7 protein-coding genes and 1 riboswitch are annotated in these 13,657 nt (G+C 32.4%); all 7 genes read right to left on the minus strand.

Annotation, left to right across the window (positions count from 1 at the left end):
* The 7 genes from B7R65_RS02155 to B7R65_RS02185 all read right to left on the minus strand — a co-directional run bounded on the left by B7R65_RS02155 (position 1) and on the right by B7R65_RS02185 (position 13,119).
* Positions 1–1,173, minus strand: coding sequence for a trans-sulfuration enzyme family protein (locus B7R65_RS02155; protein WP_088041099.1), 1,173 nt, complete (start codon positions 1,171–1,173; stop codon positions 1–3).
* 204 nt (positions 1,174–1,377) lie between these two features.
* A riboswitch (SAM riboswitch) is annotated at positions 1,378–1,481 on the minus strand.
* A gap of 58 nt (positions 1,482–1,539) precedes the next feature.
* Positions 1,540–3,837, minus strand: coding sequence for an ATP-dependent DNA helicase (locus tag B7R65_RS02160; RefSeq protein ID WP_088041100.1), 2,298 nt, complete (start codon positions 3,835–3,837; stop codon positions 1,540–1,542).
* Between the two features lie 246 nt (positions 3,838–4,083).
* On the minus strand, positions 4,084–5,871 hold the full coding sequence (locus tag B7R65_RS02165; RefSeq protein ID WP_088041101.1) for an ABC transporter ATP-binding protein: 1,788 nt from the start codon (positions 5,869–5,871) through the stop codon (positions 4,084–4,086).
* Positions 5,871–7,607, minus strand: a complete 1,737-nt coding sequence (locus B7R65_RS02170; protein ID WP_088041102.1) for an ABC transporter ATP-binding protein — start codon at positions 7,605–7,607, stop codon at positions 5,871–5,873. Before B7R65_RS02170 ends, B7R65_RS02165 begins: the two co-directional genes overlap by 1 nt.
* 375 nt (positions 7,608–7,982) lie before the next feature.
* Positions 7,983–9,614 (minus strand): glycoside hydrolase family 13 protein, encoded by a 1,632-nt coding sequence (locus B7R65_RS02175; RefSeq protein WP_088041103.1) that lies wholly within the window; start codon positions 9,612–9,614, stop codon positions 7,983–7,985.
* Between the two features lie 19 nt (positions 9,615–9,633).
* Positions 9,634–11,937 (minus strand): glycoside hydrolase family 31 protein, encoded by a 2,304-nt coding sequence (locus B7R65_RS02180; protein WP_088041104.1) that lies wholly within the window; start codon positions 11,935–11,937, stop codon positions 9,634–9,636.
* Positions 11,938–12,120: 183 nt separating this feature from the next.
* Positions 12,121–13,119, minus strand: coding sequence for a LacI family DNA-binding transcriptional regulator (locus B7R65_RS02185; RefSeq protein ID WP_088041105.1), 999 nt, complete (start codon positions 13,117–13,119; stop codon positions 12,121–12,123).
* Between the last annotated feature and the right edge of the window lie 538 nt (positions 13,120–13,657).

Genomic DNA, 13,657 nt, shown 5'->3' on the forward strand with positions numbered 1-13,657 from the left:
TCAACACCCTAACGCATTTTCTAAATCATTTAATAAATCATCGATATGTTCAATGCCAACAGATAAACGTAACGTATGGTCATCTAGACCAAGCTTTTGCTTAAAATCCTCCGGCATTTCTGAATGAGTTTGAGTATGAGGATACGTGATGAGTGATTCAACACCACCTAAACTTTCAGCAAAAGTAATAACCTTTACACTCCCTAATACTTTTTCTACCAAACTTAAGTTTTTAACTTTAAATGAAATCATTGCACCGAAACCACTTGCCTGTTCTTTGATAATTGAGTGTCCTTTGTGTGTTGGTAAACCTACATAATATACTTCTGTCACATTTGGGTGATTTTCAAGAAAATGAGCCAGTTCGATAGCATTTTTTTGACTATATTCCATTCTTAAATGTAATGTTTTAATACCTCTTAAAATTAACCAAGAATCAAAAGGTGCCAAGGTTGCTCCAGTAGACTTTTGATAATAGCGAATTCGTTCATTCGTAACCTCTGAGTTTGTCACAACAAATCCAGCTAATGTATCATTATGACCACCTAGATACTTTGTTCCACTATGAACAACAACATCTGCACCTAATTCAATTGGTTTAAAGAAATATGGTGTTAAAAATGTATTATCCACGATTACCGTTATATTTCTATCTTTTGCAATTTCAACAACTCGTTTTAAGTCAGTCACCTTCATCATTGGATTAGATGGTGTTTCAATAAATATTCCTTTTGTGTTCGGCTTGATTGAATCAATTATATTTTCAATGTCTGTCGTATCTACAAAATTATGTTCGAGCCCATATGGTGAATAAATTTCTTCAAATAATCGATATGTACCGCCGTATAAATCGTCTGAAACAATTAAATGGTCTCCTTTTTTAAATAAACTAAGCACTGCTGTAACAGCTGCATTTCCAGTTGCAAACGCAACACCAAAATTTGCATTTTCTAATTTAGCTACTGTATTTTCAACTTCTTCTCGAGTCGGATTTTGCAATCTAGCATAATCATAGCCAGTTGATTGATGTAGCCCTTCATGTTTAAATGTTGCTGATTGGTAAATAGGATAACTAATTGCACCAGTTAATGGATCATAACCTTTACTCCCATGTACAGCAATTGTTTCAATCGATTTTTGTGTAGTATTGGTAGCCACTTTTGTTTTTGTCATTTTTAAAACCTCCATTTTTTTTAATACGGTCTTGTTTCAAGCGTTAGCTCCTCGAGGTCATAATCTATATCCCAACTAGGGTAAAAACCTTCATAGTTCTCTGAGTTACGCTGGTCGAATTTAGGGGAACGCCATCAAAATTCAAACAAAAAAACCACTTCCTAAAAAATAAGAAGTGGTTATGTCTCCAAAATAAACATATCGTCCTTATCTTCCAGGTTTTAACCTGCAGGATTTAGCACTTTCTAGTATAAAACTAGAGTTGCCGGGTTTCGTCGGGCCAGTCCCTCCACCACTCTTGATAAGAATATTAAATTATATTTTTAGTATATTAAAAAATCTGAAAATTATCAATTAATTTTTTATTTAATTTTGAATTTTATTCGAAACCTCTTTCCATTCCTCTGGTAAAAGACTTTGATAAAGTGTACTTTTATATCGATCATCAATTAATAAAAGTGTCCCGTAATCATGCTCAGATCGTACAACTCTCCCACCAGCTTGTAACACTTTATTCATTCCTGGGAATACATAAGCATAGTAATATCCATTTTTCCCAACTGCGTTAAAATGATCTCTTAAAATATTTCTTTCTAAACAAACTTGAGGCAGCCCAACACCAATAACAATAACACCATTTAATCGATCTCCCTTTAAATCGATGCCTTCCGAGAAAATACCGCCCAAAACTGCGAATCCTAAAAGTGTTTCTTCATTTTGACTATCAAATTTCAATAAAAAATCTTCTCGTTCAAGTTCTGACATTCTATTTTCTTGTACGATTGTACGAATATTAGGGAATTTTTCTTGAAATAATTCTACACCATTTATGAGATATTGATATGAAGGAAAGAAAATTAAATAATTTCCTTTTATGCTAGAGATTGACGCATAGATAGAATCAATCATTTGCTCTAATGTCTTTTCTCGATCATGAAATCTTGTTGAAAGTGGATTTACTGTCACATTTAATTGTTCACTTGAAAAAGGAGAATCTATATTAATTGTATAATCTCTTTCTGGATAACCAAGCATATCTTGAAAATATTGTATAGGTGTCAAAGTTGCTGAAAAATAAATTGTTGAGTGAAATCGTTTAATGACGTCATTTACAACTTTAGAAGGATCTAGACAAAACAATTTCAAGTGAACTTCACTCTTAAACTGCTCTAAATAACAAACATAATTTTCATCAAATATTTCAGCAATTTTCACGAAATTCTGCGCTTCAAAATAAGTATCAAGTACGACCTGTCTACTTTCATTATCAACTTCTTCTTGCAATTTAATTTCTGCCAATTGAATGAAGTTATATAGCAACTCAATTAAATCTAAATCAATCTCATTCCAAACAGGATTACTTTGATCCTTCCATTTTTTTCTTAATTCAATAAAATGTTTATTTATTTCATTTATACAAATATAAAAATCATCTTTTAAATGTTTATATCTATTTTTCAAATCTAAAAACTTTGACTTAAACACGCTTGCTGAATACATTTCTCTTGTCCGATCAACGAGATTATGAGCCTCATCTATTAATAAAACCGAACTGCGTTTATGGTCATCAAATAGTCGTTTTAGCGACACTCTCGGGTCAAAAATATAATTTACATCACATATGATTGCGTCAGTTGAATTTAACAAATCTAACGAATATTCAAAAGGACAAACTGTGTGCTTTCGAGCATACTCTTCGATTTTCTCTCTAGTTATCAATTTTTCATTTGAATAGATATCCAACACCGCATCATTTATACGATCATAGTACCCATTTGCAAATTCACAATATTCTTTCTCACAAACAGTCTCTTCCTTAAAACAAATCTTATCTTTCGCTGTAAGTGTTGTACATGATATACATAAACCTTGATCCGTCATTCGTTTAAATGCCTCTTCAGCAACTGTTCTAGTAATCGTCTTAGATGTTAAATAAAACATACGATTAATTTGATTTTCTCCAATACTTTTTATCGTTGGAAAAATGGTCGATACCGTTTTACCTATACCTGTAGGTGCGACGGCAAATAAATTATTACCTTCTTGAATTGTTTGATATACAGCTCCAGCTAACTTTCTCTGACCTTTTCGAAACGAAGGAAAAGGAAAGCTTAATTCCTTAATTGATTGATTTCTAAATTTAATATGATCGTATTTCCATTTGGCAAATGGATAATATTTCTTTAATGCAAAGCGAATATAGTCATTTAACGCATCTTTAGTATAATTTATTTGGAAACACTTTTTTTCTTCGCTTTCAATACTTACATAAGTAAGTTGAATCATGATATTATCAAGTTGCAATTCTTCACATATAAAATAACCATAAACCTTCGCTTGTGCCCAATGGACAGGGTATGATTCTTGACTTATTTCACTTAACTCTCTCTTAGTTGATTTAATTTCTTCTATTATATATTTCTCATCTTTAAATAATAATCCATCACATCGTCCTTCAATTTGAAAATTCATTTTTTCAAATTCAATGACCCCAGTTATATGTCTTTCCTTTACATCAAGATCACCATATTGACTTTGAATTTTCTGATGAGCTTTCGTACCATCAACTAAAGAAACATTACTTTTAAAGCTTAGATCAATACTTCCCGCTCGATGAGCATACTCAACTAGCGATCGTACAGAAACTTTAATACAATTATCCATTTGAGCACACTCCTTTTTTCTATATTTTATCATAAATCAACTATTTTAATTTAACTATGAAAATTCTCATACTAAAAAAAGTCCAAGTTTACAGATAAACATACACTAATATTAATTTAGACTATTAAAATATCTAAGATTTACAAGTTAACAATTTTCCTAAATTCCATTTTTGCATCTCAACAAAAAAGAGTAAATCCATTTTAGGATCTACTCTTTTTAATTTACTCAAATTGTACTTAGCTCTTAAGCCCCATCATTAATAAAGCTATATTGAGCCATATATAAATTATAATAATGTCCTTTTAATTGTAGCAACTCATCATGTGTACCACTTTCTTCGACATTCCCATTTCCAATTACCATGATTTTATCACAATCACGTATCGTTGATAGTCTGTGTGCGATTACGAAAGATGTTCTACCTTCAAGCAATTTTTCGATTCCATTTTGTACAAGTTTCTCTGTATGTGTATCAATATTCGAAGTAGCTTCATCCAAAATTAGAATTCTAGGATTTGCAAGAAGTGCTCGAGCGAACGAAATTAATTGTCGCTGACCTAATGATAAACGTGAGCCACGTTCATTTACATCCGTATCATATCCTTTTTCCATTTTAATAATGAAATCATGGGCATGAACAGCTTTAGCTGCAGCAATTACTTCCTCATTAGTTGCATCTAATTTACCATAACGAATGTTTTCCATAATTGACGTTGAGAATAAAAATGTATCCTGAAGCATAATACCCATTTGGCTTCTGAAAGACTCTAAATCTACTTTTTTAATGTCCTTTCCATCTACTAAAATTTCACCTTTAGTTGGATCATAGAAACGACTAAGTAAAGAAACAATCGTTGTTTTACCTGCGCCTGTAGCTCCAACAAGCGCAATTTTTTCACCAGGATTAATCGTGAAATTCACATTTCTTAATACTGTTAAATTTTCATCATAACCAAATGTAACATTATTAAATTTAACTTCGCCATTAATATGTCCGATTTCTGGCGCATTTTCTTCACTAATGATTTCAGGGTCGATATCCATAATATCAAAGATACGATCAGCAGCTGAGAAGTTTGAGATTAACGTATTATAAAAGTTTGATAAATTCATAATTGGTCGCCAGAACATCCCAATATACATTGAAAATGCGATTAAAGTCCCTACTTCAATTTCTTGACTAGTAACCAACTTATATCCTACATAAAATACGATTACAGTTCCTACTCCCCATGAAGCTTCAACTAATGGCCAAAAGAAGTCATTCAGTCTAACAGCTTTCATGAAAGAGCCCATTAGTTCAGAAACTTTCTCTTTGAAATCTTTTTCTTTAGCTTTTTCTTTTGCAAAAGATTGAACTACTTTAATTCCTGAAAAATCCTCATGGATAAAAGCAATTAAGTTTGAACGTTTTTTTCGATAAACATCCCATCTTTTACGAGCACGTGTTTCAATGTAAAACATTGCAGCTGCTAAAAATGGCAGAATTAAAACCGAAGCTAATGCAAGCTTCACGTTTAATACAAACATAACGACTGTTACACAGATTAAACTTAATAATTCTGGTATTAACGTTTGAATACTTTGGTTGAATAAATTTTGAAGGGCACTAATATCACCCATTACTCGAGCTAAAATTTTTCCGACTGGACGATTATCAAAAAACGTAAATGATAACTTTTGAATATGTGTATATAGTTCATGACGAATATTAACTAGAATATTATTTGTAACTGAACTAATCATTGTCCATCGAATTCTAGAAGCCATCATCGCTAAATAATTTAAAAATATAAGTACAGCTCCAATTATCATCAGACCTTTTACGTCATGGTTTTTGATATTTGTATCGATTGCTACTTTTAATAAATAAGGGTTTAATATTCCAACAATCATAACAAATAACATTAAGCATATAACAGCAAAGGTTTTTAATTTATAAGGTTGCAAATAAGTTCCAAGCCTTATAATCAGCTCTGTCTTACTGCGATTCAGTTGGTCCTCGTCACGATTAATCGTATTCTGTGCCATTAGACCACCCCACTTTCTACTGTTTCAAAATCTTTAAATTGCTCTTCATAAACTTCGAAATATTTACCTTTTTGATCAAGTAATTGTTTATGATTTCCTTTTTCTACGATTTCACCATTTTCAACAAATAGAATCATATCGGCATTTTTAACAGCTGAAATTCGGTGCGCTATTATAAATGTCGTACTATGTGAAAAACGTTTATTTAGGTTGTGTAATAATTCATATTCTGTTTCCATATCTAATGCAGAAGTTGCATCATCTAGGATTAAAATCGGTGCTTTTCGTAATAATGCACGTGCGATCGAAATACGTTGTTTTTGACCACCAGATAATCCAATACCTCGTTCGCCAATTTCCGTATTAAAGCCTTCTTCAAGTTCTTCAATGAAGTCTAGGCAACATGCAATTCGGCATGCTTCACGAATTTCTTCCATTGTTGCATCAGGATTCCCTAATTTAATATTATTTTCAATCGTATCTGAGAATAAGAACGTATCCTGGGAAACTAGAGACATATTTTGACGAAGTGATGTTAAATTAAAGTTTTTTACATTAACACCATCAACTAATACTTCACCTTCAGCTACGTCGTACGATCGACCAATTAAATGAAGAATAGAAGATTTCCCAGCACCTGTTGTACCCATAATGGCAACCTTACTTCCACTTGGGATATATAGATTAATATTTTTCAAGACATTTTCTTCATTATATTTAAAGCTTACATTTTTATATTCAATGGATCCGTCTACTAGATTAGGCGTGTAAGCACCCTCTTTATTTTCAATTTCAGTTTTACGATCTAAAATCTCAAAAATTTTCTTTGCCGAGGCTTGGTTTTTAGATAGAACATCTGTTAACCAGCCTAACATTCTCATTGGCCAGATTAAGTTCCAAATATATCCACTAAATGCCACTAATTCACCTAAAGTCATATTATCTTGAAGAACAAAATAACCACCAATAATAATCATCGCCACTAGAGCAATATTTGTTAAAAATTCAATCGCTGGAAAATATTTTCTCATTGTATTTGCTTGAGCCATATTTAATTCATAATATCCACGATTCATTTTTAAAAACTTTAATGTTTCATGCTTTTCTCTAGCGAAAGCTTTAACAAGTCTTACACCAGCTATATTTTGTTGAGCTGTTGTATTAATTTCAGCAGTATGGTCACTTATTTTTCCATATCCTGCATTTAATAATCGATTTAATCTAGTTCCCATATAACCAATTGGTATCATAATTGCTAAACAAATTAATGCAAGCTTCCAATCAATAAAAAATAAAATAATTGAACTAGCTACAAAATATATAATGTTTTCAATAAATAATCTCAATCCAAACCCAATCGTTTGCCAAATGTTTTCAACATCTTCACCAATTCTAGAAAGTAATTCTCCTGTATTCATTGAGTCGAAATATTTAAATTCGAAGCTTTGAATATGCTTAAACATTTCATTCTTAATGTCTTCATGAACTTTTGCCCCAACTAAGTCATATAAATATTCTTTTACATAACCGAATACAGACTTAACTAATGTAATTGCTAAAATACCTCCGATGATCGGTAGAACAACTGAAGCATCTTTCTTAACAATCCCATCATCGATTAAAATCATTTGTAAAAATGGTATTAAATGGTCCACTCCGATTACTAATAACATTGCTAATGACCCAATAATTACCGCTAGCTTATGCTTATAAACATACTTTAAAATACGTAACAATATTGTACCTCCTTTGTATCAATCAACCTAATCTCTACGCAACCCTCCACATATTTTGACAAAAAAAACCATGGGAGTTTTTTCCATACCCCATGGCCATAAGAAATCGATTTGTGCAAAAAAGAGGCAAAGAATCAAGCCTATTTTTTGGCACAAAAAAGCCATGGGGAATATAAACCCATGGCTAGATTGTCAAGTTAAACTAAGTTTTAACGTGGACCGTCCTGCGTAGAGATAGGGTTCATGTTCATTATGAAATTATGTTTTTCCGTTCCTATAATTTTTACAATCATCATGTCAGCCTACCTCCCTTTTAATTTGATATTATAATCATATACGAGTGACCTTTAAAATGTCAAACAATTTTTAATATATTTATAATTTAATTTTATATACGATCGCTTCAAAAGGTCGCAAGCTGATTTTTTCAATTGTTTCACATGAGTTCTCATAATTACTTAATAAGATTTTTGCATCATTATTATCAGTCTTGTACTGAAATTCCGTTTCCTCTTCAGTAAAGTTTGCTACGATTACTAATTTCTCATCATTTAATTGACGTGTATAAGCAAAAACTTTCTCATCACTTTCAGCAAGCATTTCAAACGAACCATAAACAATAACTGGTAATTCTTTGCGGAGTTGGATCAATTGTCGGTAATGGTGGAAAATAGACTTCGGATCATTAATCGACTCTTCAACATTTATCGCGTTGAAATTAGGATTCACAGTTAACCAAGGAATACCTTTTGTGAAACCAGCATGTTCATCATTTGACCATTGCATTGGAGTTCGTGCATTATCTCGACCTTTTGTATAGATCGACTCCATAATGTCTTCATGTTTATACCCTTTTGAAATACGATCATTGTACATATTTCTAGTTTCAATATCATCATATTCAGAAATGGTTTCAAATCGAACATTTGTCATACCGATTTCTTCTCCCTGATAGATATAAGGCGTTCCTTGCATTAAATGCAGAATTGTCGCCAGCATTTTAGCACTCTCTTTACGATACTTCTTGTCATTTCCCCAACGTGAAACGATACGTGGTAAATCATGATTATTCCAGAACAAACTGTTCCATGCCTTACCATCAAGTTGGGTTTGCCATTTATTAAAAACTGCTTTAAGTTCTAATAAATCTAATGGTTTTAAATCCCATTTTTCTTTCCCCTCTTGCTGATCAAGACTAATATGTTCAAATTGGAATACCATACTTAATTCATCTCGTTCTGGATCTGAGTATAACTTTGCAATTTCAGGGGTTGCTCCCCAAGTTTCACCAACTGTTAAAACATCTCTACAACCAAACGTTTTCTTATTCATTTCTTGTAAATATTCGTGAAGTTTAGGTCCATTCCCAGTTATTTCTTGGTCAGGTAGCTTACCGATTAGATCAATAACGTCCATTCGGAATCCACCAATCCCTTTATCTAACCAAAAATTCATCATATCATATACTTCTTCATGAACTTTTGGATTTTCCCAATTTAAATCTGGCTGTCTTTTACTAAATAAATGTAAGAAATATTGTCCAGTTTCTTCATCTAATTCCCATGCGCTACCACTAAATACTGACTGCATTCCGTTCGGTTCATGTGTATCAACTGGATCACGCCAAACATAATAATCACGATATGGATTATCTTTACTTTTTCTTGATTCAATAAACCATGGATGCTCATCAGATGTATGGTTTACAACTAAATCCATGACGATTTTTATCCCACGATTATTTGCTTCTGAAATGAGACGATCCATATCATCCATCGTTCCAAATTCATCCATAATGTCACAATAATCACTGATATCATAACCGTTATCATCATTAGGAGACTTATATACTGGACTCAACCAAATAACATCAATCCCTAATAACTTTAAATAATCTAGCTTTTCAATTATTCCATTTAAATCGCCAATGCCATCTTGATTACTATCCATAAAGCTTCTAGGATAGATTTGATAAACAACACTATTATGCCACCATTTTTTCTCCATAGATTTACCTCCTTCAAGATCAATTTTCGATTTGTAAATTATCTTCAATTAGTAGATTTCTTTCTGTGCCATGTAAGTTAACTGTAACTTTCTTCCAACTTGGTTTAAAGTCACCCATTCCATCAAGTTTAACATTTACATTATCAAATTTAAAATCAACTGATACATGCAATTCGAATCTTTCACCATTCTTGTAATTTGTTGTTATTCCATCATCTTCATAAATGATTGTGTTAACAGTTCCTTCGTCCTTCGAATAGACATTTATAATTAATTCTTCATCAACTTGATTTGCTTTTTTCTTCTTATTAGTTAAAGGAACAATGCTACCTTCACGTATAAATAAAGGAATCTGATGTAAAGGTGCCTCAACTAAAATGTCTTTTCCACCTTCAAATAATTTATTCGTCCAATAATTAATCCAATTTCCTTCAGGTAAATATACCGAACGTGACCTTACAGAACGAGAAACGATTGGTGCAACTAATAGGTTTTCACCGATTAAATATTCATCATTTAGATCATAAGTACGGCTATCGTTTGCATATTCAAGTACTAATGGTCGCATAATTGGCATACCTGATTTCTCTGCTTCAATAAACTGCTGATATAAGAATGGCATCCATTCATATCGCATTTGTATAAATTCACGATTAATATTCGTATATTCATCTCCAAATACCCATGGTTCTTGACGATCCATTCCTATTGAACAATGGTTTCTGAAGTAAGGTAAAAATGTCCCCATTTGAATCCAGCGCGTTAATAATTCCGGCTCCGTATCATTCATGAAGCCTCCAACGTCTGGTCCTGAAAAAGTTACTCCTGATAATCCTAAATTTAAACACATTGGTACAGTCATTGCCAAATGCTCCCAAAAACTACGATTATCTCCAGTCCAAACCGCTGCATATTTTTGTATACCAGCATATCCTGCTCTTGTTAATACAAATGGTCGCTCATTCGTTAATTTTTCTAAAGCAATTGATGTCGCTTTACTCATATGGTATCCATATAAATTATGATATTCCTTATGAGAAATTGGATTTCCGTCATTATCGTGAAGGGCTTCTAAATCCATAGTCTTCGATTCATTAAAAATAGCAGGTTCATTCATATCATTCCAAATACCTTTTATACCTAATTTCGTATAAAATTCATGTAAATCTCCCCACCATTCGCATACCTTCGATTGGCTAAAATCTGGTAATGCACTCTTACCTGGCCAAACATCACCAATATATAACGATTTATCTGGCATTTTTGTAAATGCATCTTTTACAACACCATCTATAAATATGTCGTATTGACCGGCAACTTTTACACCTGGATCAACGATTGGAACAATATGAATTCCTCGTTCAAGTAATTCAGGTAGATAGGTTTCATAGTTAGGAAATCTTTCTTTATCAAATGTAAATACGCGGTACCCATCCATATATAATATATCTAAATAGATCGCATCAACCGGAATATCTAACTCTTCAAAACTAGAAACAATTGACTTCAATTCCTCTTCATTTTGATAGCTATGTCTCGATTGATGATATCCAAGCGCCCATTTCGGAGGAAGATACGGACGACCAGTAATAAACGTATGTTGTTCTAAAACATTCTTCATTGATGGACCAGTATAAACAAATAAATCTATTATTCCTGTTTCAGTTTCTAAACGATGTTCATCTTGACGGTTTTTGAAATCAAAAATGGTACGACCCGTATTATTTAAAAAGCAGCCGAAAGTAAAGTTTGGAGTAAATGATAGGTAAGTTGGGATTGATTCGTATAACTCACTTATATCTGGTGTATGTGGAGCAAATACATCTGTATTCCACATTGATAATCGCTCACCCTTTTTATTTAACCAACCACTCTTTTCACCTAAACCGTAAATAAATTCACTATTTTGAGCACTGATTAAAGAAATTGCTCCTTCTTCTGTTACATAAAATCCATTACTTAGCACATCACCTTTAACGGTTGAAACATTAAATTGACAAGTTTGTTTATCTAGTTTGAACTCAATTACTGACGTCTTTAAAACAATGTGAATATCCGTTTCGCTAAGTTTAAAATCAGCTGCTTCATAGTTCTCAATCGAACTATTATGGTGCGTGAAATTTTTATCTAAATGATTGACTGTGATTCTAACAATATCCGCTCTTGGAAATTCAACTTGAATTTTTCCTTTGTTCACTGTGAAAATACACATATTTTTTTCTTTGGAATAAGTAGTAACTTGTTGAATTTGAACTACATTGAGTAATTGATTCTCCTCAGAAAAAAGTTCTGGTTTAACCGAAAAACTAGAGTTCTCAAGCATTGTTCCATCTCCTCACTTTATTGCAAACGGTTCCAAAAGATGAAATGTAAAATAGGCAACCGCATGCACATTCTTTTATATTTTAGCTAATTTTTATCTGACTTACCGAATTACTTAAGATTTTTTAGGTAACCGGTTACACATTCTATTTTAACAAGTTGTTCTCATTTTGAAAACACTTATTTAACAGTCATTTTTAGTCGTTTCTCGTTCGATTAGCGAAACAGGTAAAATCGTTCGATTTTGAACTGCATTACCGTTAATACTATCTATTAAATTTCCAATTGCTACTTCTGCCAGTTGAGAAATCGGTTGTTTAATTGTTGTGATTGATGGAAAAGTCATTTTCGCAAAAGACAAATCATCGTATCCAATAATTTGGAATTCCAATGGAATCTTTAATCCCCTTTCTTGACATACCCTGATCGCCGCTAATGCTAATGGATCGACAGTGAACAAACCATCAAGTTCTTCATTTTCACTAATGAATTTTCTAACCAAGTCTAAATCTGAATGCTTCTCCCCATTAATATCTTTCGTATATTCTGGTTGCTGTGCAATACAAATCATCCCTAGTTTTATACATGTTTTTTTGAATGAGCTATATCTTTCTGTAGTTAAATTCTTCTTATCGTCTAGCAATCCAAAAAAACCTACATTTTTACAGCCTGAATTATATAATTTCTCAGCTGCCAATTTCCCACCCATACTATTATCACTTGTAATCAGAGGAATTTTATCATCTAAAAAGCGATCGACTGAAACGACCGGTAATTGAAGATTTATATATTGTTCAACAGGTAGAGAATGACTTCCTAATATTATCCCATCAATTTGTTGATTTCTAAGCATTTCTAAATAATCTCTTTCACGATCTGATGAATAGTCCGTATTACATAGCATAATACGATAACCCATTTTACTTGCATAGTACTCGATATAATTCACTAATTCAGAAAAGAAATAAATTCTGATATTCGGAATGATGACTCCAATTGTTTTTGTTTCTCTTTTAAACAAAGCTCGAGCAACTTCATTTGGTTGATAGTTTAATTCTTGAATAGCATGTTTAATTTTCGCTTGAGTTGCTTCACTTACATATCCTTTTTTATTTAAAAAACGAGAAATCGATGCTACACTAACTCCTGCATGCTTTGCTACATCTTTAATTGTTGCTCTCAATGTATAACCTCCTTTTTTAAAATATCTTAATTAAGTTATACAAATTATAAAGAATAGGCGCAAATAAAGAAATACTTAAATACAATAAGTAATTTCGAATTGATAAATAAAACATGGGATATCCTCATTAGTAATCTTAGTCTCTATTTAAAAGAGGTACTCGTCGATTTCCACTCCAGGATGCTCGCTTTCCGTGGGGCGTTCGATGAGCCTCCTCGGCTAGCCTGCGGGGTCTCACCTGTCCCGCTACTCCCACAGGAGTCTCGCACCTTCCGTTCCAATCACACATCTTATCATTAGTGTGCTTTGAAAAAGCCTTTTAAAAACAAAAATCATATAGAGAAGTGCGATTAGGTTCATCCCTTTAAAGGGTACTATAACTATCTAAACAAATTTTCTAAACCAGAACAAAAAATGTGACTAAAACAATATATCTACCATTCATTAATTCACCACATCAACTTCGCTTCTCTAATATTTATTAATACATTGAAATGACATACTAATTAGCAACAAAAATGCTTATCGCAATTTGTTA

The sequence above is a fragment of the Bacillus sp. EAC genome, from assembly GCF_002156875.1.
Taxonomy (GTDB): Bacteria; Bacillota; Bacilli; order Bacillales; family Bacillaceae_G; genus Gottfriedia.